Origin of the sequence: Salipaludibacillus agaradhaerens (genome assembly GCF_002019735.1) — a bacterium.
Lineage (GTDB): Bacteria > Bacillota > Bacilli > Bacillales > Salisediminibacteriaceae > Salipaludibacillus > Salipaludibacillus agaradhaerens.
The window spans coordinates 761,581-787,543 of the sequence record NZ_KV917378.1; the positions used below are offsets into that span (position 1 = coordinate 761,581).

Below are 25,963 nucleotides of genomic sequence, written 5' to 3' on the forward strand. Positions count from 1 at the left end.
CTAAACAGAATGAAAATTTTCTGTTGGATTCCATATCGACACTTTATTTACTTTTTTATTGAGAAGATTTAGTTCATAAGCTAAGTCATAAAAATGATGTAAACCTTTTAAATGCGTTTCCGTTAATTCATAGTTCAACCCTGCAAAATAAGTTTGCCAAAATTCTTCTGTACCACCGAGTTGGAAACGTATAGATGTAATCATGTCATTAAATCTGTTTTTACGGCATGCCTGCTTACTTTTTAAGAATTGTCGATGTACTTCTCTTAACAGTCCTTCATGCTTCTCCCATGCTTCTTTACGAATAGCAAATAACGCGAACGTCATGGGGAGCCCAGTAAATAGTTGCCACAAGTAACCTAAGTCATACTGATAGATAGCCTCTTGTTTAGAGAAAGAAGTAAGAATAGCATCATCTCCGATAAGAAGGCAAGCATCATGGTCGTTCATCATTAAGTCATAATTAGGGGCCATCGTCGTATATGACACATTTAATTGATAGAATTTGTTTAATATAATTTTCAACAAATTGACAGAGGTCGCAGAGCTAGACGTTAGAGCGATTGACGCGCCATTTAGCTCTTTAATAGGTTTCTTTGAGAACAAAAAAATAGAGCCAACTTGCTTCATTGCGGAAACAGATAAATCTGGAAGCACTTGATACTCTTCACTATGTTCTCCATAGGCAAAGGAAGAAATTCCTCCCACATGTACTTTTCCATCCGCCATATTTTGATTTAATTGTGAAGGAATAGCGGGGACAAATTCACATCCTGCATTTATTAATTTTTCTCTGTTTATATAATAAAACATCGGTAAAATATTTGTATAAGATATTTCTGCTATGACCAGACTCATCTGCTATCGTCTCCCCACCTTGTAAAGAGATTATGATCCACTTCTACCTGATCTAACACTTTACCTACTACAAAATTAATAAGGTCATCCATTGTCTTAGGGTTATGATAGTAGCCTGGCATAGCTGGTACGATCATACCGCCTAAGTCACTCACTCGCTTCATATTTTCAAGATGTATTGAACTAAGAGGCGATTCCCTCGGTACGATGATCAATTTACGTCGTTCTTTTAACATCACGTCTGCCGCCCGTTCAAGTAAATTACTTGAAATGCCATGAGAGATTTTAGCTAATGTCCCCATAGAGCATGGTACGATAATCATGGCATCGCTTTTCGCTGACCCGCTTGCAATCGGTGCTGAAAAGTCTTGTTGTGTATGATAATGAAAATGATCGCACTTTCCGAACAGTTCTTCAAGACATGCTTGCTCATCTGATGTATCAAGTCCCAATTCATAGTAAAGTACCTGCCATGCCGCACCTGTTAATAAAAAATGGACTGTGTGACCTTCTGCCAACAAGGCTTGCACACACCTCACCCCATAAATAGCACCACTAGCTCCAGTTATAGCCACAGTCACCTTTTTTTTATTGCTTATACCTTTCATAAAAGTAAATCTCCTATCGTAAATGCTAGCATGACCATACTAATAATGCCATTCATTGTAAAGAACGCTACGTTCACCTTAGACAAATCTTGAGGTGATACAAGAGAATGTTCATAGACCATAATTGTACCCACAATCAAGATTCCTATTAAATATAGCCAACTAAGTGGTGTAATAAAAAATAATGACAGCATAGCTATAAAGCTTATAATGTGAAAACCTCTAGCAAACTTTAATGCTTTCGTAATACCAAAAAAGCTTGGGATAGAAAATAACTTTACATCTTTATCATAATCAGCATCTTGAGTGGCATAAATGACATCAAAACCGGCTGTCCACAGAGCGACTGCAATAAAAAGCATCATAGCTTCCCACGTTAAAGTGCCAGTAGCCCCTACCCATCCTCCAAGCGGAGCAAGACCGATAGTAATACCGAGGAAAATATGACACAGCCAAGTAAATCGTTTCGTATATGAGTAGAACACGAGGAAAAAAACAGCTAGTGGAAGAAGATAAACGGCTAATAAGTTTAATTGAAAAGCCGATACAAATAGTAATGCAAATGAGCCAACAATAAACATGACCGTTTCTAATCTTGATAAAAGGCCAGCGGGAATCGCTCTATCTTTTGTCCTCGGATTTGCTTTATCAATTTTTGCATCAATTAATCTATTTAAAGACATAGCAGCACTTCTTGCCCCTACCATCGCCAATGTAATCCAAATCCAATCAGTTAATTCAGGCCACCTACCTTCGATTAATAAGCTGCCTAAAACAGCTCCGATGAAAGCAAATGGTAATGCAAATACAGTATGTTCAAATTTAATCATTTCTAAAATTATTTTTAACTTTTTCATACTAAAACCCCACTTTTAAGCCTTCAGTTACTTATTTGTAAAAAACTATTAATATCAATTTCAGTTATAAATGCTGTCATTCTGATCAGTAGCTGTCTATCCACCTAGAGACAGTTACGTGTGTGAGTACGCCTCGTTAAGTGAAAGATGAATCCCCTTATTACAGCAACCCTTAACTTAGAAACGTTTACACTTGTAAACTCGCAAAATATCGCAGTGAGTACGATGAAACCCACTGACATAATTACTGACTAAAATTCCCCCCTACTTAGTCGCAAAATGCGACGCCACCGCTCCTCCAGAATATGATTTATATTTAACAGATGTAAAACCAGCCTCATAAAAAAGTTGCTTCAACTCTTTTTTTCCAGGAAAATGACGACTGGATTCTTGCAACCAAGAATATTCTGCATAACTTTTCGCAAATATTTTTCCAAAAAGGGGCATCACATACGTGAAATAAAACCAGTATGCTTGTTTAAATATCGGCATAGTCGGTTGCGACGTTTCTAAACATACAGCCAATCCACCTGGTTTAACAACACGATGCATTTCACGTAACACTTGTAAATAGTCGGGAACATTTCTTAAACCGAAACCGATGGTGACATAATCAAAATGATTATCTTCAAAAGGGAGTTCCATCGCATTTCCCCACTTTAACGTGACATTAGGAACATGATTCTTTCTAACTTTCTCCCGACCTACTGTAAGCATATTTTCACTGAAATCAACGCCTGTGACTTGGCCTTCTTCCCCCACCGCTTCGGCAAGAGTAATCGCCCAGTCAGCGGTTCCACAGCAAATATCGAGGGCTCTTGTCCCTTTTTCTACATTCATTTTTTTCATTGTATCTTTTCGCCACGTGTTATGCTGTTTAAAACTAATAATACCATTCATTCTGTCATATTCTTTGGAAATGCTCTCAAATACATCGTGTACCCGTTCTTCTTTTGTTCTCCCCATAACTAACCTTCCTCCACAACACAATGCTCTTCAATTTGAAACCTTTTAATCAACTCATACATTCTTGCTTTTACATAGCATGTCATGTCATTTTCTTCACGTGCTTCTTCTTCAATTCCCTCACACGTCACATTAATTAAGTGAGTTAATTGCCTTAACACTTGCTTTTTACTGAAGGAATCAGTAAAATCACCAAAAATTGATTCTTTGGAGCAGTGCCCACGTTCAATAATTGACGCCTTTTCCCTGCATAAAAGCTTTAATAAGAAAAACTCCTCAATGATTCGGGACCAGTGAGACAAATGAAATAGGTGAGCAACATTTTTTAATAAAGAGGCTTGTATCACTTTTATGTCAGTTAAATTTAAATGCTCACTTCTATTCTCTGAGTGATACACTTTCATTTTTGACTCATTTATTTGTTGTATGGCTTTTGCTAGCACTCTAATCAAAGCTATATCTTCATTTTTAGATAGCACATTATAGTACAAGCTACTGTAAAAATCACCTGCTAAAACAGTGAGCTGATTTTTTGTTTTTAAAGATTCAGGTCCTAAGCCATGTATAACGACTCTTTCATGAGTATCCAGAGCAGCCTGTACAAACAAGGTCGTTAAGATACAATCATGTATGTATTTTTTAGAGTATTTTTTTTTCTGAAGAATAATCAACAGCATATTGGCTTGATCATGGTCAATCACTGGATTCTCAATAAACTTATTTAAATAAGCGTGTTTAACACTTTTATAAAAACTATCAAACACAAGGTTTAATTCTTCGTTGTGGCCATCATATGCCGTCATCAGAAATCCCCCAGCATCAAAGTCTTATCCTAAATCGTCATCTAACCCCATCCACGTCTAGTATATCACAATTATTTCTCTCGAATAAACATTCCTTTAAGAAAAGTCCACCTGTCGTAACACTCTTGAAAGCGTGAGGAAAACATTAAAGCAGGAATTAATCACCCATTAATGAATCACTGTTTAAAAGAGGCTTTTAAAATTTAGAAAACTCGCCATATGGCGAGTTCTAAAGTGATGGCATTTTCCATGTAAACTTTTATCACAGATAAGCGTCCGTAAAACTCCTGCCTCGAAATAGAGAGGAGAACGACGTCTATTAGGAGAGAGATAACGGACGCTCATGTCCTGATTGAAGGTTCGTCTTATGTGTCCCGACAGTTATTTTAGATTACTAATATCACCATGAGCTGTTTGAAGCGTCGCTTTACCTCTAATTTTAATTGCTGATGTATGTTCTGTAAATTGTGCAATCATCATTTCATCTTTGTCCAATTTTTCTGAATGATGGAAACGTGTATCTGTTCCCCTGGTGAGTCCAATGACGTTAACACCATCTTCCTCAGCTTTAATGACAATATAGCCATTATTGTCTGTCATAGGATCTCCTCCCCCCTTTTTTTTATTCACATAATAATAGTAAACTGCGACTAATTCCCCCGCATAAGTAATGTCTATAACAATCTCTTTTTACTATTTCTACACTGAGGTAGTTCAGCGATCACCGCGCTCTAAAATCAAGGTAATTATTCTTTGATTAAAGATAATACTTCTGCTCTCGCAGCATCATTACGCTCAAAGGCTCCTCTCACAGCAGAGGTAACGGTTTTAGAGCCAGGCTTTTTCACTCCTCGCATCGTCATGCACATGTGCTCAGCTTCCACTACGACAATCACGCCTCTTGGTGTCAAAGTTTCCACGATGGCATCTGCAATTGTAGAGGTTATTCTTTCTTGTAGTTGCGGTCGTTTCGTGACGGCCTCTACAGCCCTTGCAAGCTTACTTAAACCCGTTACCTTGCCTCCTTTTGGGATATATCCTATATGGGCTTTACCGAAAAAAGGTACGAGGTGATGCTCACACATAGAATAAAAAGGAATGTCTTTCACTAAAACGAGCTCTTCATGGTCTTCACCAAAAACTGTTTTAAAGTGTTCCTTTGGATCTTGTGAGAGACCTTGGAACACTTCTTCATACATTCGTGCGACACGTTTAGGTGTATCTATCAAACCTTCTCTAGAAGGATTTTCGCCAATTGCTTCCAATATCATTGTTATTGCTTCTTCAATTTTTGCATGATCCACATTACTCATAAGTAGGACAGCCTCCATTTCTATTTATAACTATTGGGTCGTAGAAATTTTAGCATAATTATTTATATAAAAACAAGAAAACGCTCCCGACCAACTAATAGAATCGTGAATAGTTAAAAACTGTAATCTTTATACTGAATAATAGTACGTAACATGTAAAATAATACGATACAGAAATGAAAAAAGCTCCCGCCAGTAAAACTGGTGGAGCATTTTTTTCATATAAGCCCTATATGTACTATTTTACAGCATCTTTAAGGGCTTTACCTGGTTTAAATGCAGGCACGTTGCTTGCAGGGATTTCGATTTCTTCACCTGTTTGTGGGTTACGGCCTTTACGAGCCGCACGCTCACGTACTTCAAAATTACCAAATCCAATAAGTTGTACTTTCTCGGATTTTTGAAGTGAACCAGTGATGACTTCAAAAACTGCATCAACAGCACTTGTTGCATCTTTTTTAGAAAGATCCGTTTTTTCAGCAACTGCATTGATAAGTTCTGTCTTATTCATACTATTCACCTCCTCCCAAACTTATAGTTGTGTTATTCCTTTTGTTGCACAATCATAAGCGTTTTATACGTCTACCCCAGTAATTCATGGGATAACAAGGCTTATGTTAAACGATAAAGCTTAATAATTCAACATTTTTTGCGTATTTCTTAGCATTTTTATTACTTTTTCACCTAAAAGTCCAGTAAAAAGTAAATCTAATGACATTTTATGGATAAATATACCATCTTTTTTTTGTGTTGTTAGTTAGCAATAAAACCCAGTGTTTTGACTTAACTTTCACACGTCATATTTAAAAATTGAAGGATAAATTTTTGTTAACGTCATTTTTAATGCTTAATAATATGAGACAATTTCATCATAAAATAGACCTATAAAATGACTCATGTAATGAATTTCTGAAAATTCTTACACATTCGAGTTGTACGTAAATAGAAAAATAACCCTCCAAAGAGAAGGGTTATAAAATAATTGCTATAAGTCCGCCAGATCCTTCATTTATTATCCTTTCTAGTGTTTCTTTTAACTTATACCTTGCATTCTCCGGCATAAGAGAAAGTTTAGCTGAAATCCCTTCTCTGACAATGGAATTTAGGGACCTTCCAAATATATCTGAATTCCAAATTGATAAGGGGTTTTCTTCAAAATCTTGCATTAGATACCGTACAAGTTCTTCACTCTGCTTCTCAGTACCTATAATTGGAGCAAATTCTGATTCTACATCAACTTTGATCATATGAATAGAAGGCGCCACAGCCTTTAAACGAACCCCAAACCTTGACCCCTGCCTTATGATTTCAGGCTCATCCAAGCTCATATCCTGTATAGTAGGAGCTGCAATTCCATAGCCAGTTTGTCTAACCATTGTGAGGGCATCTGCTACTTGATCATATTCAGATTTCGCATGCGCTAAATCTTGCATAAGCTCAAGTAGGTGATCTTTCCCTCTAATTTCTGTTCCTACTACTTCCATTAAAATTTGATCATATAAATCATCAGGAGCTCTCAGGTCTATTTCTGCCACTCCTTGACCCATCTCTATGCCAGACAGTGTTGCTTTTTCTATAAAATCGTAATTATAAAATTGGCCTACAACACGATCAACATCTCTCAGGCGTTTAATGTCTTTCACAGTTTCGCGTACCGATGTTTCATAATTCTCTCTTAACCAATGTTGCTCTTTTAATACCATGACCCAGCTTGGCAAATTAACATTCACTTCATGAACTGGAAATTCAAATAAAACTTCTCTCATCACTGTGTGAATATCATGCTCAGTCATACTTTCTATATTCATTGAGAGGACAGGAACATCATGATTTTCTTCTAATTGAGACCTCAACCCTTCAGTTTGTGGATTCGTGGGATGAATGGAATTAACAATCACAATAAAAGGTTTACCTACTTCTTTTAATTCGTCTATAACACGCTCTTCAGGTTCAACATAATCCGTTCGTGGAATTTCCCCAATAGAACCATCCGTTGTAATGACAACACCTAGTGTGGAATGGTCTTGAATAACTTTTCGTGTCCCAATTTCGGCTGCTTCTTGAAATGGAATAGCTTCTTCATACCAAGGGGTTTGAATCATTCTCGGACCATTTTCATCTTCATAGCCTTTAGCTCCTGCTACTGCATAACCCACACAATCTACAACACGTATATTCACATCTAACCCTTCATCCACATGAATCGAAACGGCTTGGTTAGGGACAAATTTAGGTTCTGTTGTCATAATTTGCTTACCAGCAGCACTTTGAGGCAGTTCATCTTGAGCTCTTGCCCGATCCGCTTCCGACTCAATATTCGGTATGACAGCCAATTCCATAAATTTCTTAATAAACGTTGATTTCCCCGTTCTCACGGAGCCGACAACACCGAGATAAATGTCACCACCTGTCCGTTCTGCAATATCTTTAAAGATATCCACCTTTTCCACAAAATCGCCTCCTGCTCAAATTCTAGGTAAACTCATTCCACTACTTACATAATTGAAGTTGAAATCATAGTCTCTATTACTCTATGATGTTGTCCAACGTTTATGACAAGGTTATTCAAAGATTTCAAGTTGAATAGAAAACTATCTCGTCTCCTTGGATATTTATGCCTTCCTCGAATAAATTAGAACGTCAAAAATAGTAGTTAGTTTTTCTCTCTTTTGTACCAGCCATTAACAACGTCTTTTACTTTCTCACTGACCTTTTCTAACTTGTGACTACGAACACCATCGTCTAACAAAGATAACTACTAAAGTTTACTAAGCTATAGCTTTGTACCAAATCAATTAGTCATGTTATTTAAACCATAAAAAAACATTTTCAACTGCTAACTATCACTAACAGTTGAAAATGCTCAGATCACCATAAACCTATTCTTCTATAAAACGAACCTTCAATCAGTGGGTGTTTTGGTTCTTCTCCAACTGATTGTTAGTTGAGTTAATCAGGACATTAGCGTCCGCTAGTTCCCGCGTATTTTTACCTCTCCAACCTATTTTGTTGAGCCTTTTAATTAAGGACGCTAATCTGTGATAAAAATGACTTCACCATTTTCCATCGTTTGTGGGATTGAATATACTGGTACAAAAGGGGAATGTGCTACAAGTAGCCATCTTAAATCGTCCCCTTCTTCAAATTCCCCTAAACCATACTCTTCAACGTAATGCTTAATATCAAGAGAATAATCAATCACAACAGTCCCATCTGTTTGCAAATAAAGAGGAAGTCTATGACTCGGATGAAAAGGACTCTCCACCACAGGGGCTTCATCATAATTTAATTTTTCGTGATCAAGTTGAAGTAATTCATTACCTATCACCATCTCAATCGGGGCGAAACTATGTTCACTTCGATACTGAAAGATCTTTCTTTCTAAGTCTTGAATCGCCCTCACGTTTCTAAGATCGATCAACTTCACTTCAGCTGTTTCTTCAGGATCCACAATAACATACTGATAAATACCACCATTCTCGAATGAATTTCCAGGAGGCGCTTGCAAATAAGACGGCATGAGCTGTGAAAAATCCACTGGATATTTCTTAAATATAGGTGTATCTGCTTCTCTCGTTTTAATAGGTAATACACCAGTATCTTCACGATATTGTGTGACTGCATGTTGTACAGACTGCAATTGATCTTCATATGGCATTTGATTTTCTTTTCTTTGTTCATCTGGATAAAGACATCCTACTAATAAAAGTGGTAAAAACAGAAGGCTTATATGCTTAGTAGATAACAACACAATCACTACCTTATATTAGTCAAATTTAATTATTCGGGCACCGGTCCAGTAAAAACAACAAGTAACATGATTAGGCCTGCTATTATTATACTAATAAAACTTATTGTTAATAAAATATATCTTAAAACCCCAGACAATTTTTCTTTTGTGAAAATTGTCAATATTACAGAGAAAAACATTAACCCCATTCCTATAAATGAAACCCACATTTTAACTAAGCCATCCTCAAACATTTTGTCTCCCCCGTCTAGTCATTTTAAATGCTTGTCTATCATGTCTCCTTCATAAGCAAAACATATTGATATAAACGTCACACTTATTCACTCTAAGATCATCTCATATCAGTGGGTGTTTACGTTCTTCTTCCATTGATTGCTAGTTGAGTGAATCAGGACATTACCGACCGTTACCTCCCACCTAAATAGATGGTGCTCTCCTCGAGCAGGGAGTTTTACGGCCGATTTTATCTGTGATAAAATCCTGATTTATTATAGCATAATCGTACATCCAATGCATGGATATCACAGCTAAATTCTTTAATCTCCTATCTTTGTAAATGCTATATGTAAGGCTAGCTCCTATCATTGGCTTTATTACATTCTAAACATAAAAAAGACTGAAGATAAGGGGCTCTCTCTTCAGCCTAATATGACTAAACACTGCCTGTTTAAAGTGCTACAACTATGACAGCCATGCATCTGTCTGTAATATATTTATTCAGAAACGCTCTTACATGACTGATACGAAAGCCTAAATTCATTTAGGTTTTTGAAACATTTTAGCCAATGAACCGAAATCCATAGGCACCTTATTTGACGTAATTGCTTTTACGAGTTCATCTTCTTTTTCTTTTGAGACAGATACATTAGCTAATTTAGCAACTTGATGAATAAGTTGTCTCACATTTTCTTCATTAGATAAATCTGTCTTATTCACTGACTGAGCCAACTGAAACAAATCTTGATGTTTCACATTGGTCTTCTTCTCTAGTTGATCAAAGAACGACCCATTATTGTTTCCTTGCACGCCATTTCCCTCCTCATGCTCGTATGTGTTATCTTATGCATGAGATTAAAATGAGTGAAGGTACTTATAACTAAACGACGCATTTAGGGCTCTAACTCGTTCAATGGATCTCCATCACCAAGATTTAAATCTTCTACTTCATGCTTTTTAACTCTTCCCATAAGTTCAGAAACGGCTTCTTCTACTGGTTTTCCGTGGAAAAGTACCTTGTACAATTCTGTTGTAATAGGCATATCCACCCCTAATTGTTCCGCCAATTGGAAGGCTGCTTTTGTCGTTCGAATACCTTCAACAACCATTCCCATTTCCCTTTCAACTTCATCCACTGATTTCCCTTTACCAAGCATATGTCCTGCACGCCAGTTTCTACTATGTACACTTGTACACGTCACAATAAGATCCCCTAAACCTGACAAGCCTGCGAACGTTAAAGGGCTAGCCCCTTGCTTTAAACCAAGCCTAGTAATTTCCGCCAGCCCTCTCGTCATCAGAGCTGCTTTAGCGTTATCACCAAACCCTAATCCGCTCGTCAACCCAGTGCCAATAGCTATGATGTTTTTGAGAGCTCCACCAATTTCTACGCCAAGCAAATCAGGGTTAGTGTACACTCTGAAGTGACGATTCATAAAGAGGTCTTGTACTTTTTCGGCCATCGGCATATCATTGGAAGATGCAGTGACAGTCGTAGGTTGTCTAAGGCACACTTCTTCGGCATGACTTGGACCAGAAAGTGCTACTACACCTGAACGATTTTCTTCTAAAATTTCTTCTTCAATAATTTGCGAAATCCGCAGATGTGTTTCTGGTTCAATCCCTTTACTAGCATGAATAATTAATACGGGCTGATTTAAGCAATCATTTACCGATTTCAAAACATCACGTAACGCTTTAGTAGGAACGACAATTAAGACAGCATCCACACCTTCAAGCGCCTCTTCCAAACGCGAGAATGCAATAATATTTTCTGGTAAACTCACATCAGGTAAATAACGACTATTTTTTCTTTCATTGTTAATTGTATCGATTTGTTCTTTGGAACGTCCCCATAGCTTCACATCATGTTGATTATCTGCCAATACGAGTGACAAAGCTGTCCCCCAGCTACCAGAACCTAATACAGCAATCGTAGACATCATTACCCCTCCTTCTAGTTAGCAGTGATTTTCTCGCCAATTTTACTTTCAGTCCCATTTATTAATCGTTTAACGTTTGTACGATGTCGCCAAATAGAAAGAAGTGAAATCATTATAAGAAAGTAAACGTAAACGAACGGGTAATCTAACTGTTGATAAAAAATAGCGGTAGAAAGTGTGGTCCCCACTACAAATATAAGGGATCCTAATGACACAAACCGAGTAATAACAATAGAAATAATAGCAATAATCCCTGTTGTTAGTGCTAATGTAAACACTAGTGAGGCAAGAACACCAATTGTTGTGGCGACACCTTTCCCCCCTCTAAAGCCATAATACACAGGCCAATTATGGCCTATTATTGAGGCTAGTCCAGAAGCTGCACCAGCAACCGGGTCTCCACCTGTTAAATACCACCCTAAAAATACAGCGACAATCCCTTTAGCACAATCAAGTATCAGAACCGCAATAGCAGGTAAAATGCCCATCACCCTCAGGGTATTGGTAGCACCTGCATTTCCACTGCCATGGTCACGAATATCTAATTTCTTAAATTGTTTGCCAATAACATAACTAAAGCTAATTGCTCCTAAGAGGTACGATATAAAAATCGCTACTATAATCATACTAATCCCCCAATCTGCTAGTCACTCTTCTTACGTGCAATGATATGAACAGGTGTACCAGCAAATGTAAAAGCCTCTCTTATTTTATTTTCTAAATAGCGTTTATAGGAAAAGTGTAACAATTCAGGATCATTTACGAATAAGACGATTGTCGGCGGCGCAACAGATACTTGTGTCGCGTAACTAATTCTTAATCTCTTACCACCATGGTCAGTAGGTGTTGGATTCATTGTTACTGCGTCCACAATAACATCATTTAAAACATGAGTCTGGACTCTCATATTATGTGACTCACTAACCTCGTTAACAAGCGGAAGAAGGTTATGTAGTCTACGTTTCGTTTTAGCTGACAAAAACACGACTGGTGCGTAATCAAGAAAACGGAAGCCATTGCGGATTTTCTCTTCAAATTCTTTCATCGTCTTGTCGTCTTTCTCTACAGCATCCCATTTATTGACGACGATCACGATCGCTCTTCCCGCTTCGTGAGCATAGCCCGCAATCTTTTTATCTTGTTCAATGATGCCTTCTTCTGCATTTATAACGACTAAAACAACATCTGAACGTTCAATCGCCTTTAAAGCTCTCAATACGCTATATTTTTCTGTCGCTTCATATACCTTTCCTCGTTTACGCATCCCCGCTGTATCGATCACGACATAATCTTGATCATCTTTCGTAAACGGTGTATCAATTGCATCTCTCGTAGTACCAGGTATATTACTTACAATAACTCTTTCCTCGCCTAAAATAGCATTTACTAAAGAAGATTTCCCCACATTAGGGCGACCAATTAAACTCATTAGTATAGTATCTTCGTCATACACGTCCTCTTCCTGCTTAGGAAAATAAGTGGCTAATTGATCCAATAAATCTCCTAGTCCAAGTCCGTGAGAACCAGAAACAGGGTAAACATCCCCAATACCAAGGCTATAAAAGTCATAAAGTTGCTCATGCATGGAAGGGTCGTCCATTTTATTTACGGCCACTACAACTGGCTTTTTAGAACGCTGCAATATTTGTCCTACTTCTTCATCAGCACTTGTTAAGCCTTCTCTACCATTGACGACAAAACAGATCACATCTGCTTCTTCGATAGCAAGTTCAGCTTGATACCTCATTTGATCTAACAGAGGTTCATCACTTATTTCAATCCCACCTGTGTCTATAATAAAAAATTCATGAGTGAGCCATTCAGCCGAACTATATATTCGGTCTCTCGTTACACCCGGTCTATCTTCAACGATAGATACTCTTTCTCCTACTATACGGTTAAAAATTGTTGATTTTCCTACATTTGGTCGACCAACAATTGCTAATACTGGTTTTGGCACCGTATTTTCCTCACTTTCATATCAAAAATTCATACGTTATTTATTATACGTGTAACTTGTTCGGAAAGAAACCTTCCGTTCGTAACAATTATTTTTTTATGTGAAAAACTTTGGCTTAACAAACGACTTAACTTATTATTAGTAGTAGTCAATCGCCTTACACATTCACGTTTGTTTTAGAAGAGGTATATGACCTTTGTCTTGCCATAAGCTGGCCCTTAAATTTCTTTGTAATTTGCTCAGCATAAGACCATAACACAACAAGAACCATTAATGCAGTCAGCACATCTAGGAAAAATAAACTATTCGTCATAACGGCCTGAACCTCTTGACCATTAGCCATTATTTGAGAAAGAAAAGATAATATAAGTCCTTGGAATAACCCTAGTGTTAAACTGAACACTCGACAATAAACGTCATTCAGAAAAATAATCAATGCAACTAAACTTAGTACAATAATGGACCACTGCGGAGATAGAATCAACCACACCGGCTCAAAATACACCGCTTTATGAATAGAAAAAAATAAATAGGCAATGAATAAGCTTATAACATAGCCTTTTAGTTTCCCAGCTAATGAAAGGTTTCTCATAGTATACAAGCCAACCAACAAGAAAGTGCCCCAAGCTAAATTCCATTCTATAACTGAACTAGAATAAGTAACAGACGAGCACATAATTGTTAAAAAGCACACTAATAACAGTTGAGCACGGCGCGTTTTATTATCAATTAAAAAAAAGCTATATATTATAGTCAGCCATATTACCCAAAAAAAGATGGCACCTTCTATCATTTTTGCTCCCTCCTTCTTTTATAAGCATTCTCACCCGAATCATGCAGGTTCATACATTAAGGAGGATTTAATAGGATAAAAGATAGCAAACCTTTAAAAAGTAATATACACCATGAGTTATTCAGCAACTTAACGATTGAAGGTCCTTTTACTTGTAAGATTGGGATAAAACAAATAAACTCACCAATTGGCGAGTTCTTAGTTCTTTATGGACATGCGATAAGCCTCTCAAGGCTCTACATAAAAGGCTAGGGATAGATGCCACCATCTATCCCTAAGTTATGCGTTCTCTTTAATTATCCCCGGTTCGCAAAGACCGTTGTATCAATTCCTCTTTCGATTAGCCACTCTCTTGTGGCGCCTGAGATAATAATAGGGGATTTTTTTAAATCAGTTATCGTTTCAGCTCCTACTGCAGCCATTATAAATTTTAAATCCGTTAACAAGCTATTTAAATTATCTATTGTTCGGTCGACCCCATCGTCTTTAACCCACTTTAGAACTGTGCCTGCCAATCCAGCTGCATTCGCTCCCAACGCTATAACCTTTGCGATATCAAGTGCATTTTGTATGCCTCCTGACGCGAAAATAGTTAAGTCTAAAGTATCATTATTATAAACTGCTGTTTCTGCAACACTGACAGCTGTAGGAATTCCCCAGTGATCAAAAAAATTCATTTGTCTAGTGCGTCTAGAATTTTCAATAAGAGAAAAATTAGTTCCACCAAATCCTCCAACATCTACATAAGAGGCCCCGATATTATACAACTGCTTCACCGTTTCTCTGCTCATTCCAAACCCAACTTCTTTAACGATGACTGGGATGTCTATCGCTTTTATAATAGACTCTACTCGTTTAAGTGCTCCTTTGAAATCTCTGTCACCTTCAGGCATGACGAGCTCTTGTATGACATTCATATGAATTTGCAAGGCATCTGCTTCAAGCATACTTATACAAAATAAAGCTTCGTCTACAGTTGCTTCACTACCGACATTAGCAAAGACGAGTCCACGAGGATGGTACTGCCTTACAACTTTATATGACGGTTGTTCACTTTTATCTTTCACAGCGGACATTTGTGATCCGACAGCCATAGGTATGTTTAAAACATTAGCAATTTGGGCTAGCTGACGATTAATCTTTTCAGTTTTTCGACCGCCACCGCCTGTCATAGCATTGATATAAATAGGCGAACTAAATTGAAGTTCGCCAACTTTTGTAGAAAGTGAGATTTGATTTACGATCGTGTCAGGGAAGCTTCGATGGAGAAAGGTAATATCATCTAGTCCTGAAGCACGAGTTTGGCCAACTTGCATGGCATATTCAATATGATCTATCTTTCTTTTTGCACGGCTCAAATTCTCACCCTTTACTTTCAAGTATTAAACTCACCATTATTAGTTTTTGTATTTTTTTAGTTGATCACCAATGACATCACCTAATGAGAAACCACCGTGATCATCATCTTTCTCGTATTCTTGCTTTACCTCATTTTCGGCTTTCGCTTCCTTTTCCTCTTCTAATGCACGTATGCTTAACGAAATCCGTTTATCTTTAGTATTTACATCCAACACCTTGGCTGAAACCTCTTCATTTTCTTTTAAAACTTCCCCTGGTGTTCCAATATGTCTATTAGCAATCTGTGAAATATGAACAAGGCCTTCTACACCAGGCGCCACTTCTATAAAAGCACCAAATGACACTAATCGCCTTACTGTCCCTTTAATAACTTGACCTGGTTGAATTTGCCCTTCCAACAGTTCCCAAGGTCCCGGGAGTGTATCTTTAATAGAGAGTGAAATACGTTCATTGTCCGGATCTACACCTAACACTTTTACTTTAACTGTATCTCCTTCACTCACTACATCAGAAGGCTGTTCAACGTGATGGTGAGCCATCTGTGAAATATGAACAAGGCCATCTACACCACCTATGTCAACAAATGCCCCAAAGCTCGTCAAGCGTTGCACAGTCCCTTCTATGATTTCACCCTCATTCACTGAAGAAAGTGTTTCTTTTTTCTTCTCATTTACTTCCTCATCTAATACGGCCCGCTGAGATAAAATCAGTTTGTTTTTCTCGCGGTCCATTTCCACTACCTTAAGGCGGAGCATTTTACCTTTGTAGTCAGCAAAGTCTTCTACATAATGACGTTCAACTAATGAGGCAGGTATAAAGCCTCTAACACCAACATCAACCACGAGACCGCCTTTTACTACATCAGCCACTTCAGCCTCAAATGTATCACCCGATTCAAGTTTCTTCTCAATATCATCCCAAGCCTTTTCAGCGACGACTGCTTTTTTAGAAAGCACTAGCTCTTCTTCCGTTAATTTAATTACTTTGAACTCATGCTCTTCCCCTTCTTTTAAAACATCGTCAACTTTTTCGACGTGAAGACTAGACAGTTCACTAATTGGTAATACACCGTCCATTTTATAGCCAACATTTACGAAAGCTTGTTTGTCCTCAACCTTTGCCACTGTTCCTTTTGTCAAATCTCCTACTGACAAGGATTTGAATTCGGCCATTTCGTTATTCATCTCTTCTACCATGCCATTAACCTCCCTAAGTACCGGCACTAATCACCGGATCCATAAATGCTAAGTATTTATGCTTATCCTTCACTATAAGTGAAAGATATTACCTAATTTCAGTTAGTGCGTTTTATGCGTATCAAGAAGCTGTTGAATACTTGCCATTATTTGCTCAGTTGCTTGCTCTGCGGATGCTTTTTCATTTCTTAAAGTCGTCATATCAATCGGTTGACCATATACAAGTTTCAATTTCGAAAAGGGTTTATAAGTACCAATAACAGCACATGGAACAACAGCAGCCTTAGATCGAAGGGCGAAAAATCCAACCCCTGTCAAACCTTTGCCCAATGTGCCAGTTTTACTGCGAGTTCCTTCTGGAAAAACACCGATTAATTCGGAATCACTTAATAATTTTAACCCTGTTCTTAACGCTTGACGATCACTCATCCCTCTACGAATTGGAAATGTCCCCAGTTTCGGAAGTAGCGTTTTAAGAATGGGTGCCTCAAATAATTCGGCTTTAGCCATAAATCTTGTCTTTCTCTTTAAAAAACAGCCGACTAATGGAGGATCCAAGTTATGTATATGATTGCTACAAAGCAACACGCCATCGTCAACAGGAATGTTCTCTTTACCAATTAGTTCAACCCGATAAAAAATACGGAAAAATACTCTACATAGAAATTGACCAAATGAAAACAATTTAGTGCTCAACGGTCCCATCCCTTTCAACAATAACGCCATATATATTTTCTACAACTTCTTCGATCGACATCGAAGTTGAATCAAGCACAATAGCATCTTCAGCTTGCTTTAATGGTGCTACATCTCGTTCTGAATCTATTTGATCTCTTTTAGCGATATCCTCTTTCAATTTCACGAAGTCAGAAGACATGCCTTTCGAAATATTTTCCTCATGCCGTCGCTTTGCTCTTTCTTCCACAGAAGCAGTGAGGAATATCTTCACATTTGCTTCAGGCAGAACAGCAGTACCAATATCTCTTCCATCCATCACGGTCCCGCCATTGGCAGCTAACAATTGTTGCTTTGTTACCATTTCCTTCCGGATGAGCGGATGCTTAGCTACATAAGAAACATTGTTTGTAACTGACGCATTTCGGATCTCTTCAGTTACATCTTGTCCGTTTAATTTTACGAGCGAATGACCAGAATCATTAACAAGTGCTATATCACACTCTTTTAGAAGTTGATGTAACACTTTCTCGTCATTGACGTCCACATTCTCCTTGATCGCCTTCCAAGTTAATGCACGGTACATGGCGCCAGTATCTATATAAACGAATCCCAATTTCTCAGCAAGCAACTTAGCGACAGTACTTTTACCAGCCCCTGCTGGTCCATCTATTGCGATATTCATTTGAGTATTCATGCTGCAACCCTTTCTAAAATAACTATGAAATAATGTGGATATACTCCCCATGTTATCATATTTATGCTGTAACGGTCTATTTTTTAACGATCATTTATTATATAGCAACGTCTAGTAAATAGTACTTTTGTATTAAGATGTATAGTCGAAGTCGTTTACACCCTTTATCACATTTTACACTATTTTAATAATAGTCACTGTTAACGAATCACTAACAGACTCTATTTATGACAGTTTTTCCCGACGCTTTAGCTCCAATTGCTGTTCAAAGCAAAAACGAACAATCTTTTGACGGTCGCTTTCATCTATTTCCAAAAATTGAAAAGAACCAATCTCTCGCTCTTGTTCTTTATACGCCCTTATAAACTTTGCTTTTACAGCAATAAAATGTGTTTCTCCTGATTGATAACCGAGCGCTATCCACGTTTTTAGATGATCGTCTGGACTTAATTCATGAGAGGATGGTAACACGAGTGCCATACCCCCTCCGCTTAAATCAGATGTTACTGTAGTAAATGGCTCGAAACGATTATCGGGCGAATAAACTGCACAATCTACATTTGAGTCTACTCTCACATACTCCCGCCTTTGAATTTTTATATACTGTTCTTGACCAGGATCTTTTATGACAAGCATTGGCACTTTTCTTTCAGCTTTTCCTAACACTTCTGTTTCAAATAAATAAACAACATGGTTTGCACCAAGGAAAATTGCTCTGAATTGGGTACCTTCTAAGAAATAGCGTGGCTTAGAATTCACTTCATCTACTGGAAAATCAATGAATAAGCGGCCATCTTCAATATCAAGAATTTTACTTCTTAGCCTCTTCGTTTCCCCTTCATCTTCTTTTAATTCTAAATAAATTGTTTCGCCAACTTTGATCAAAGTGACCCTCCTAATAAACCACATTGTAAAGTTTATATTTTTCATTCGATATGCATGACGCAATATCCTTCTTCTTATTATGAAAAGAACGAAGGGCCTCGTCAAGGCTCTTCGTTCATAAATTTTAGTGATAGACAGGTTCAGGGTTAGGAAGTTTTTCTACTTGTTCTTCACTGCCCGTTTCTGCATTGATAAAGATACGAAATGTATCATTATCAATTGTTCCATAAAATTCGTGACATGTCACTTCCTCCCCAGCCTGGTTTTCAATCACTGCCACATGATGCTCCTTAATATCGAGATTGCCATTTGCTTTTTCCTCAGCTTCTTCTTTTGTCAATTCTAAGTTAAAATCACGATCATCTTTATGGTTTGCTAAATAGGAGAAATTTTCAAACCCGATAACATCCCCTTCATCCAAGGCTACTTCTACCACCACTTCATCTGGATAAATTCGAATCTTGTCGTCCACAAATACGAACTGAAAGACTCCCACGTTATCATATTGCTTACTATCAACCAATTGCATGTTATCATAGTCGTTAGTGTCTAGAAAGCTTTTAGCGTTATCAGCTGCCTCACTCAAGCTTAAGACATCTTTATCAATATCTCTTTCGTTCAACATCCATACTGGATGGCCACCATTTTTAGTAATATCCATTGTTATATTCGTATTATGCTTCTTGTCTGCTATCGTTAAGCTATATGCTTCATAATCTAAACCTTCTCCGGTTTCTGTTACTTTCACATCGTCTAACCTAGATCGCCCTAAGAATTTTTTAGCAACCTCTTGCGCTTCTTGTTGGCTAATCGTCTCCTCATTTTTGACTCGCTCATATATTTTTTCATCATTTCCAGCTACATGCTCTGTTTCAGAGTCAAAATTCACTTCTGAAAATCCGGATACCTTATCATCAATAATCTTAAAGCCATTTACTATGGCGTTATTTAAAGGCTCTTCTCCTGCTTTCATGGCCATCTCAGCATCCATCCATCTTAAATGATCTTTTAAAACTAATGATTGAACACTTCTTAATTCGTTTTGTATATCTGCCGCTTGACCATAGAGAGTTTTTAGATCATCATAGTTTTCATCTGTTAGAGGCTCGTGATCTTGATTCCTGATAGAATGCTGATAGGAGAAATCACCAACTTTTTTTAAAAACTCCTCGGTTTTACTAAAAGGCATTAACCCTAAAGGCAATTGCCCTAGATCATTTTGAGCTTGCGAGCTTACTCTCCACACTTCCGCTAACGATGGTGAAAGCTTTTCTGTAGAATTCATGGCTAATGTGGACCCAATTTCATCGTGCAACAAATCAATCTGATACGTCAAATCATGAAAAGCTCGTTGATAAGTGTTCTCAGTATGATTTAAAATCGCATTTTTCTCCTCATGTTCTCTATAACCCCAAAAACCTGCACCTACAACAACTACAACTAGTATAGCGATAATGATATTACGTGCCATTAGCTTCACCTCCAAAGATTATTCACAGAAAATGTGTTTACCTATTTGTTTAATTTGTGGGCGGGACCAAATCCATTTATTCGTTGCTGTTTGTGGGTTAAAATAATAAATCGCATTGCCTGATGGGTCTTGGCCGTTAATAGCATCCAGTACAGCCTTCCTTGCCCGATCATCAGGTTCCATCCATATTTGTCCATCTGCTACAGCCGTGAATGCCAATGGCTCAAATATGACATCAGATACAGTATTAGGAAAGATCGGACTTTCAATGCGATTTAATATAACTGCTGCCACTGCAACTTGTCCTTCATATGGTTCTCCTCGAGCCTCCCCATATACAGCCTGAGCCATTAGTTGAATATCATTATCCGAAAACCCTTCTGGAACATTCATAGCTTTCTCAATATTCATGTCATCATCTTGCGCTTCCGGTTCTTCTTCTTCAGGAGTCACGATCTCTTCTTCTGGATCCACCTCAGGAGGGGCTTCTTCTGCTGGATCCTCTTCTACTTCTGGCGGCTCAGGGGCTGCTGGTGTTGGTTCTTCAGCAGGTTCCTGTTCCTCAGGAGAGGGTTCTTCTGCTGGTGCTTCAGGTTCCTCTTCTGCTGGTCTTTCTTCCGCTGGAGGGGGCTGTTCTTCTTTAGGAGCCGGCGCTTCCTCTTGAGGTTGTTTTTGTTCTTCCTGTTTGGCTACACCATCTTCTTTCGGCTGTTCTTTCGGTTGTTCTTTTGGTTGTTGCCCCTTGCTACCTTTAGGTCCACGTTGAATATTTTTATCTACACCCCCATAATACGTAAATTTTCTTCCTTCTCTAAGATTTTGATGAACAAATTCCTTATCAAATTTCGTAGCACGTTCGAGCATTGCTTTTGTTTTTTCTCCAACTACACCATCGACTACTTCCAGTCCAAATTGCTTTTGAAACTCTTTAACAGACCAATATGTCTGCCATCCAAACACGCCATCAATTGTTCCGTTGTAATACCCGTTATACTGCATTCTCGCTTGAAGCTCCACTACATCATCGCCAGTTGCCCCTCGTTGCACAACTTGTCCTGAAAATGCTTCGGCACTTTGATGAGTCGTAAAGCTCATCAGGCAAAAAAGCATCAATATTATCAACTTTATAACCGAAAGCTTAGTATAGTTTTGTTTCATAGAGATCCTCCTTTAGTCTGGCTGTCTGATTGAGAGACATGTGAATAAGCTTAGTTTTATCCAAAGCATTATATTTATTCCATAAAAACAATCACTAGCTACAAGAGGTCTCACATCTTATTAAAGAAAGTGACTTAAAAACTCGGCCAATTTATCTTAATGCACTATGAAATGTACTGTCTTTTTAAATAGCTTTAGTCCAGGTATTATCTTTCGTATTATTAAACACAAAACTGCACCTCTACTAAGGTGCAGCTCAGACAATGCTTAATTTTCGTTTATTTCGTTCATTAATTAAGGATGAAACGTCCCTATTCCGGCGAAACATCCATATCAAATTGCGACTCATTACCGCAAATACAACGTTTAAAACCAGTGTCGAATCCTCCCATTTCATTTGGACGTCCTCGGAGAATATATTTTTCTCCACACTGTTCACAGCGAATGACAATTTTATACCGATGACTTATTTCAGGCAAATAGACCACTCCTTATTGACCAAAATATCAAACCTGTTGCAGTTTACTATACAACGAATCTTTATCCATATTCAACATTTCACTATAAACTAACTTATTTCTCGTTTTACATGATGAAGTGCTTGTAATCGATTAGCTTTTTTAATATGCCTTAATGCGACTATCCATAGAACGATCATAAAAGGAATTAGTACATACATCCACGCATTGAAAAGCACGAGTATTAAATTATATAAGCTGTGTAACAAGTATGGGAAAAAGAAAGCAAGAAATAAATAACGATATCTTTTACCTTTATTAAATTTTGCCTTTCCGAAATAGAACCCCATAACCACTCCAAACAGAGCGTGACTTGTTACAGGAAATATAGCTCTAAAAAAAGCCATATCGACCCCATTAGCAAGCAAGTACAACACATTTTCAACGGATGCAAAGCCAAGCGCCACTGCAGTCGCATACACAATCCCATCGTAACGCTGATTAAAATGAACATGATAGAATATAGTTATAAGAACGATAAACCACTTTAAAAATTCTTCAATGAATGACGCTTGAAAAAAACTCAGTACGAAAGGTGAAACTATGTCTGTTTCATGCTGAATCGCAAATTGAATGAACATCACAGGAAAAACGAGTAGAGCACCAAATATAAAGCTTCTAACTACCATTATGATCGGTTCTTGTTCAAATTCGTCTTTTAAATAAAAAAATGTCAAAAGGGCTACAGCGGGTGTAATAGCCACCGTTATAATTGAAATCATCGGGTCGGTGTCCTTTCGGTGAACTCACACCATTAGCATTAGTTGGTGATATGTACTATATTAGAAAACAGTTGAACAATTTTCAATATACGACAGAAAAAAAGGAGAAAGAATATGAAAAAAATATTAATTGTACATACGGGTGGAACGATTGCCATGAGTGAAGATAAAAATACTGGGGAAGTTAGACCGACCAGCGCTAACCCTCTAGCTCTTCCGATTGACAGCTTACAAGGTGTGGAGATTAAGAGCGAAGATTTTCTTAATGTGCCTTCCCCTCACATGACTATCGATTTAATGATGTCTTTAGCACATTTTATTGATCAAGAAGTAGCTAATCATCATTATAGTGGTGTCGTTGTCACACATGGTACGGATACTCTTGAAGAAACAGCTTATTTACTTGATCTCGTGTTAAAATGCACGTGTCCAGTTGTTGTAACAGGGGCTATGCGTTCTAGCAATGAACTCGGTTCTGATGGTCCACCTAATTTACTATCCGCTGTGAGAACTGCTATGAGCGAGACTGCTCATAATAAAGGCGTATTAGTCGTCTTAAACGATGAGATTCACACAGCTAAAAATGCGACTAAAACGCACACGAGTAATATCGCAACCTTTCAAAGCCCTCAGTATGGGCCAATTGGTATCGTGACTAAACGTGACATTCATTTCCACCATGCGCCAATAGTACAGGAGAAATTCCACTTAACCTCTTTAACGAAAAAAGTCCTACTTATTAAAGCCGTGGCAGGAATGGAGAAAGAGATCTTGGAAGCAGTCTGCCATATTAATATGGATGGGCTAGTTATTGAGGCTTTGGGGCAAGGCAATATGCCACCTGAAACGGTAGCACCCATTGAGAAATTGGTAACGAAAGGTATCCCTGTTGTACTCGTATCAAGGTGCTTTAATGGTATTGTTCAGGACACTTATAGTTATGATGGAGGGGGCAGGCAACTTAAAAATATTGGTGTTATCTTTACTAATGGATTAAACGGCCAAAAAACACGTATTAAGTTAATGGCAGCTCTTGAAGAAACATCAGACCTTCTGAAGTTACAGGAAATTTTTCAACGGTAATTTAGACAACAGAAACACCCTTTAATAAAAAGTGAGAGAGCTTCCACCACATAGGTGAGGAAGCTCTCATGCATATAAGCTTCACTATTTTATCAGAGATAAGCGGCCGTAAATCTCTCGGTTTCAAAATAGAGTACCTAGCCAAATCTATTTTAGTGTGAGATAACGGACGCTAATGTCCTGATTGAAGGTTCGCATTATAGGACACCTATTATTTAGATGCAATACTGTGGGCAATTAATTTACCGTGCTCTCGCCCATTTTCGATAAAAATTTCATTAGCATTATTTCCTGCCGCAATGACGCCAGCAATATAAATGTTTTCAATATTCGTTTCCATTGTTTCCTTATCGAATGTCGGTCTGCCAGAATTCCTATCTATTTTAACACCCATTCCTTCAATAAAAGAATGATCGGGATGGTAACCTGTCATAGCGAATACAAAATCAGCATCTACATGTTCTCTTTCCCCGTTTTTCTCTACAACCACCTTATTCGGTAAAATCTCACACACAAGTGTATTAAAATGCATCTTTATCACATTCTTTTTTACTAGCCCATCAAATTCTGGAAGTATCCATGGTTTGATACTTTGTGAATAGTCCTCTCCTCGGTAAACGACCGTCACTTCAGCGCCTGCTTTTTCCAATTCCAATGCTGCATCAACTGCGGAATTTTTTCCGCCGATTACTACCACTTTTTGGTTAAAAAACGTATGAGCTTCATGGAAGTAATGATAAACATGTGGTAAGTCTTCTCCCGGAATGTTCATAAAATTAGGCGAATCATAATAACCAGTGGCTATAACGATATGTTTAGCTAAGTACGTTAACTTTTCCCCAGTTTTTCGCTTTGTTTCTACGATAAATTCACCAGATCTTTCCGTTCCCACTGAAAGTACTTCTTCAAATGCTTTTATCCGCAAATCTTTCTCTTTTACGACCTCACGATAATAAACTAGGGCTTCGTTCCTTTTTGGTTTTCTTTCTGTGCTGTAAAAAGGAATGCCACCGATAGCTAATTTATCACTCGAACTAAAAAACTGTTGATGAGTAGGATATTTAAAGAGAGAATGAACAATATTTCCTCTCTCAATAATAAGAGGGTTGTAGCCTATGTTTTGTAATTCAATGGCTGCTGATAGACCGCACGGACCTGCTCCTACAATTAAAACATCTTCCTTTTTTACCATTTTATCATCACCTCATTCAATCAAAAAGATCCCCTTTAGTGTAGAAAGGGATCCAGTTACCTAATCTTATTCTAAATCAGATATCCTATTAAATCCAGCCAAGGAGCCTGTTCACTTTTGATAGGCAATAAAACATTATTTTAAATGAACGTCGCTTCTCCCACAATAGTCACCAGCTTCCTTTCGTTCCAATCCTTCATTGCAATCATGACTCGTTCATTCGTACTTTCTAATCTTATATTGAACCTTGACATTGTATTATGACATTCATTTATAAACAAAAATAAGAAGCCTTGTATCCATAGGCTTCTTAAGAAAAATAGTTAGTTATACGCTTAATGGCTTGAGATGGGACAATGATTTTACCGTAATCGTTTAGTTTATGAACCGATAAATTGGCAGGTTCTCCAAACTCACAACAAATGGCATAAATTGTTTTTTCTCTCGCCGCAGGAAGTTCTTTATCACCAAAAGCTAAGTAATAGGTTTGACGGTAATGGAATAACTTTCCTCCTTGAATATTTTGTGTATTCAATGTTTGACACAATTGAATCACGTCTTCAAATTCATTAAACTTAAATAATTTTGCGTCATGTGTTTTAGTTTCAAGTGCCTCCCATTGCATAAATGGCAAATCTGCATCATCAAATACATCTTCTGTTTTAGTTACAATAATGACAAGTCCTTGAGACGGTATAGAAAATACTTCTACTACCACTGGTCCCTCAGGCTCGAAATTTAATTCCTCACTGGCTTCCGTGATCATTTCTTGGAATAACTCATCTATTACAGGGACGTCAGACCAAGCCTTATCAGTGGAAATTCCCCTTTGTTCAAGATCTTCATATGATAAAGAAATTTTCATTTTATCATAAGCCAGTCGTTCGAGGCGCATGGATATTCCTCCCTCTTTTATTCCGGCATATAAAGAAGAGTACC

At 37.8% G+C, this 25,963-nt stretch carries 28 protein-coding genes; 1 reads left to right on the forward strand and 27 read right to left on the reverse strand.

The genetic code is table 11. The features are described from left to right. From BK581_RS03545 to prsW, 25 genes are all read right to left on the reverse strand, one after another. Positions 1-858, reverse strand: a complete 858-nt coding sequence (locus BK581_RS03545; protein WP_078576872.1) for a menaquinone biosynthesis protein — start codon at positions 856-858, stop codon at positions 1-3. Further along, a complete protein-coding gene (locus BK581_RS03550) occupies positions 855-1,466 on the reverse strand; it encodes a UbiX family flavin prenyltransferase (RefSeq protein WP_078576873.1) in 612 nt (203 codons plus the stop codon). Before BK581_RS03550 ends, BK581_RS03545 begins: the two co-directional genes overlap by 4 nt. After that, the gene (locus BK581_RS03555; RefSeq protein WP_078576874.1) at positions 1,463-2,323 is read right to left on the reverse strand and encodes a UbiA-like polyprenyltransferase; all 861 of its coding nucleotides are present in this window, start codon (positions 2,321-2,323) and stop codon (positions 1,463-1,465) included. The genes BK581_RS03550 and BK581_RS03555 overlap by 4 nt, the downstream gene beginning before the upstream one ends. Before the next feature lie 264 nt (positions 2,324-2,587). Further along, positions 2,588-3,289, reverse strand: coding sequence for a demethylmenaquinone methyltransferase (locus BK581_RS03560; RefSeq protein WP_078576875.1), 702 nt, complete (start codon positions 3,287-3,289; stop codon positions 2,588-2,590). 2 nt (positions 3,290-3,291) lie between these two features. Beyond that, positions 3,292-4,092 (reverse strand): heptaprenyl diphosphate synthase component 1, encoded by an 801-nt coding sequence (locus BK581_RS03565; RefSeq protein WP_078576876.1) that lies wholly within the window; start codon positions 4,090-4,092, stop codon positions 3,292-3,294. A 381-nt stretch (positions 4,093-4,473) separates the two neighbouring features. After that, entirely contained in the window at positions 4,474-4,692 is a 219-nt protein-coding gene (gene mtrB / locus BK581_RS03570) for a trp RNA-binding attenuation protein MtrB (protein ID WP_078576877.1), read from the reverse strand. Between the two features lie 146 nt (positions 4,693-4,838). Then, positions 4,839-5,405 (reverse strand): GTP cyclohydrolase I FolE, encoded by a 567-nt coding sequence (gene folE, locus BK581_RS03575; protein WP_078576878.1) that lies wholly within the window; start codon positions 5,403-5,405, stop codon positions 4,839-4,841. Positions 5,406-5,643: 238 nt separating this feature from the next. Then, positions 5,644-5,916 carry an HU family DNA-binding protein gene (locus BK581_RS03580; RefSeq protein ID WP_078576879.1) on the reverse strand — a complete coding sequence of 91 codons (273 nt, stop codon included), beginning with the start codon at positions 5,914-5,916 and terminating at the stop codon, positions 5,644-5,646. A gap of 460 nt (positions 5,917-6,376) precedes the next feature. Further along, positions 6,377-7,855 carry a stage IV sporulation protein A gene (spoIVA, locus tag BK581_RS03585; protein WP_078576880.1) on the reverse strand — a complete coding sequence of 493 codons (1,479 nt, stop codon included), beginning with the start codon at positions 7,853-7,855 and terminating at the stop codon, positions 6,377-6,379. Positions 7,856-8,436: 581 nt separating this feature from the next. Further along, on the reverse strand, positions 8,437-9,156 hold the full coding sequence (locus BK581_RS03590; protein ID WP_095995526.1) for a hypothetical protein: 720 nt from the start codon (positions 9,154-9,156) through the stop codon (positions 8,437-8,439). Positions 9,157-9,185: 29 nt separating this feature from the next. Next, positions 9,186-9,389, reverse strand: coding sequence for a DUF2768 domain-containing protein (locus BK581_RS03595; RefSeq protein ID WP_078576882.1), 204 nt, complete (start codon positions 9,387-9,389; stop codon positions 9,186-9,188). Positions 9,390-9,912: 523 nt separating this feature from the next. Continuing rightward, entirely contained in the window at positions 9,913-10,182 is a 270-nt protein-coding gene (locus BK581_RS03600; RefSeq protein WP_078576883.1) for a stage VI sporulation protein F, read from the reverse strand. 83 nt (positions 10,183-10,265) lie between these two features. Continuing rightward, positions 10,266-11,315 (reverse strand): NAD(P)H-dependent glycerol-3-phosphate dehydrogenase, encoded by a 1,050-nt coding sequence (locus tag BK581_RS03605; protein ID WP_078576884.1) that lies wholly within the window; start codon positions 11,313-11,315, stop codon positions 10,266-10,268. Positions 11,316-11,329: 14 nt separating this feature from the next. Continuing rightward, complete coding sequence (gene plsY / locus BK581_RS03610; RefSeq protein WP_078576885.1) at positions 11,330-11,941, reverse strand: glycerol-3-phosphate 1-O-acyltransferase PlsY; 612 nt, start codon at positions 11,939-11,941, stop codon at positions 11,330-11,332. A gap of 17 nt (positions 11,942-11,958) precedes the next feature. After that, positions 11,959-13,275 (reverse strand): ribosome biogenesis GTPase Der, encoded by a 1,317-nt coding sequence (gene der, locus BK581_RS03615; protein ID WP_078576886.1) that lies wholly within the window; start codon positions 13,273-13,275, stop codon positions 11,959-11,961. A 157-nt stretch (positions 13,276-13,432) separates the two neighbouring features. Further along, entirely contained in the window at positions 13,433-14,068 is a 636-nt protein-coding gene (locus BK581_RS03620) for a YphA family membrane protein (protein WP_078576887.1), read from the reverse strand. Positions 14,069-14,364: 296 nt separating this feature from the next. Then, positions 14,365-15,426 (reverse strand): type 2 isopentenyl-diphosphate Delta-isomerase, encoded by a 1,062-nt coding sequence (fni, locus tag BK581_RS03625; RefSeq protein ID WP_078579837.1) that lies wholly within the window; start codon positions 15,424-15,426, stop codon positions 14,365-14,367. 39 nt (positions 15,427-15,465) lie between these two features. Further along, complete coding sequence (gene rpsA / locus BK581_RS03630) at positions 15,466-16,623, reverse strand: 30S ribosomal protein S1 (protein ID WP_078576888.1); 1,158 nt, start codon at positions 16,621-16,623, stop codon at positions 15,466-15,468. A gap of 102 nt (positions 16,624-16,725) precedes the next feature. Beyond that, on the reverse strand, positions 16,726-17,319 hold the full coding sequence (locus tag BK581_RS03635; protein ID WP_245828866.1) for a lysophospholipid acyltransferase family protein: 594 nt from the start codon (positions 17,317-17,319) through the stop codon (positions 16,726-16,728). Continuing rightward, positions 17,309-17,995 (reverse strand): (d)CMP kinase, encoded by a 687-nt coding sequence (cmk, locus tag BK581_RS03640; RefSeq protein ID WP_078576889.1) that lies wholly within the window; start codon positions 17,993-17,995, stop codon positions 17,309-17,311. Before cmk ends, BK581_RS03635 begins: the two co-directional genes overlap by 11 nt. Positions 17,996-18,220: 225 nt before the next feature. Further along, positions 18,221-18,880 (reverse strand): flagellar brake protein, encoded by a 660-nt coding sequence (locus tag BK581_RS03645; RefSeq protein WP_078576890.1) that lies wholly within the window; start codon positions 18,878-18,880, stop codon positions 18,221-18,223. Positions 18,881-19,004: 124 nt separating this feature from the next. Then, entirely contained in the window at positions 19,005-20,351 is a 1,347-nt protein-coding gene (ypeB, locus tag BK581_RS03650) for a germination protein YpeB (protein WP_078576891.1), read from the reverse strand. 18 nt (positions 20,352-20,369) lie between these two features. Then, the gene (locus tag BK581_RS03655) at positions 20,370-21,509 is read right to left on the reverse strand and encodes a cell wall hydrolase (protein WP_078576892.1); all 1,140 of its coding nucleotides are present in this window, start codon (positions 21,507-21,509) and stop codon (positions 20,370-20,372) included. A gap of 311 nt (positions 21,510-21,820) precedes the next feature. Then, positions 21,821-21,988, reverse strand: a complete 168-nt coding sequence (locus BK581_RS20015) for a hypothetical protein (protein ID WP_169837522.1) — start codon at positions 21,986-21,988, stop codon at positions 21,821-21,823. Between the two features lie 89 nt (positions 21,989-22,077). Then, positions 22,078-22,749, reverse strand: coding sequence for a glutamic-type intramembrane protease PrsW (gene prsW, locus BK581_RS03660; protein ID WP_078576893.1), 672 nt, complete (start codon positions 22,747-22,749; stop codon positions 22,078-22,080). Positions 22,750-22,863: 114 nt separating this feature from the next. Here prsW and BK581_RS03665 point away from each other — a divergent pair, with 114 nt between their 5' ends. Then, positions 22,864-23,832, forward strand: a complete 969-nt coding sequence (locus BK581_RS03665) for an asparaginase (RefSeq protein WP_078576894.1) — start codon at positions 22,864-22,866, stop codon at positions 23,830-23,832. 211 nt (positions 23,833-24,043) lie between these two features. Here the strand turns inward: BK581_RS03665 and BK581_RS03670 are convergent, their stop codons facing one another. After that, the gene (locus BK581_RS03670; protein WP_078576895.1) at positions 24,044-25,024 is read right to left on the reverse strand and encodes a YpdA family putative bacillithiol disulfide reductase; all 981 of its coding nucleotides are present in this window, start codon (positions 25,022-25,024) and stop codon (positions 24,044-24,046) included. Between the two features lie 310 nt (positions 25,025-25,334). Further along, positions 25,335-25,919, reverse strand: coding sequence for an adaptor protein MecA (locus tag BK581_RS03675; RefSeq protein WP_078576896.1), 585 nt, complete (start codon positions 25,917-25,919; stop codon positions 25,335-25,337). Positions 25,920-25,963: the final 44 nt, after the last annotated feature.

Bases quoted from the DNA above. Each gene is read 5' to 3' on its own strand.
- BK581_RS03545 (WP_078576872.1), bottom strand. From the start codon at position 858: ATGAGTCTGGTCATAGCAGAAATATCTTATACAAATATTTTACCGATG.
- BK581_RS03550 (WP_078576873.1), bottom strand. From the start codon at position 1,466: ATGAAAGGTATAAGCAATAAAAAAAAGGTGACTGTGGCTATAACTGGA.
- BK581_RS03555 (WP_078576874.1), bottom strand. From the start codon at position 2,323: ATGAAAAAGTTAAAAATAATTTTAGAAATGATTAAATTTGAACATACT.
- BK581_RS03560 (WP_078576875.1), bottom strand. From the start codon at position 3,289: ATGGGGAGAACAAAAGAAGAACGGGTACACGATGTATTTGAGAGCATT.
- BK581_RS03565 (WP_078576876.1), bottom strand. From the start codon at position 4,092: ATGACGGCATATGATGGCCACAACGAAGAATTAAACCTTGTGTTTGAT.
- mtrB (WP_078576877.1), bottom strand. From the start codon at position 4,692: ATGACAGACAATAATGGCTATATTGTCATTAAAGCTGAGGAAGATGGT.
- folE (WP_078576878.1), bottom strand. From the start codon at position 5,405: ATGAGTAATGTGGATCATGCAAAAATTGAAGAAGCAATAACAATGATA.
- BK581_RS03580 (WP_078576879.1), bottom strand. From the start codon at position 5,916: ATGAATAAGACAGAACTTATCAATGCAGTTGCTGAAAAAACGGATCTT.
- BK581_RS03595 (WP_078576882.1), bottom strand. From the start codon at position 9,389: ATGTTTGAGGATGGCTTAGTTAAAATGTGGGTTTCATTTATAGGAATG.
- BK581_RS03605 (WP_078576884.1), bottom strand. From the start codon at position 11,315: ATGTCTACGATTGCTGTATTAGGTTCTGGTAGCTGGGGGACAGCTTTG.
- plsY (WP_078576885.1), bottom strand. From the start codon at position 11,941: ATGATTATAGTAGCGATTTTTATATCGTACCTCTTAGGAGCAATTAGC.
- BK581_RS03620 (WP_078576887.1), bottom strand. From the start codon at position 14,068: ATGATAGAAGGTGCCATCTTTTTTTGGGTAATATGGCTGACTATAATA.
- rpsA (WP_078576888.1), bottom strand. From the start codon at position 16,623: ATGGTAGAAGAGATGAATAACGAAATGGCCGAATTCAAATCCTTGTCA.
- cmk (WP_078576889.1), bottom strand. From the start codon at position 17,995: ATGAATACTCAAATGAATATCGCAATAGATGGACCAGCAGGGGCTGGT.
- ypeB (WP_078576891.1), bottom strand. From the start codon at position 20,351: ATGGCACGTAATATCATTATCGCTATACTAGTTGTAGTTGTTGTAGGT.
- BK581_RS03655 (WP_078576892.1), bottom strand. From the start codon at position 21,509: ATGAAACAAAACTATACTAAGCTTTCGGTTATAAAGTTGATAATATTG.
- prsW (WP_078576893.1), bottom strand. From the start codon at position 22,749: ATGATTTCAATTATAACGGTGGCTATTACACCCGCTGTAGCCCTTTTG.
- BK581_RS03665 (WP_078576894.1), top strand. From the start codon at position 22,864: ATGAAAAAAATATTAATTGTACATACGGGTGGAACGATTGCCATGAGT.
- BK581_RS03670 (WP_078576895.1), bottom strand. From the start codon at position 25,024: ATGGTAAAAAAGGAAGATGTTTTAATTGTAGGAGCAGGTCCGTGCGGT.
- BK581_RS03675 (WP_078576896.1), bottom strand. From the start codon at position 25,919: ATGCGCCTCGAACGACTGGCTTATGATAAAATGAAAATTTCTTTATCA.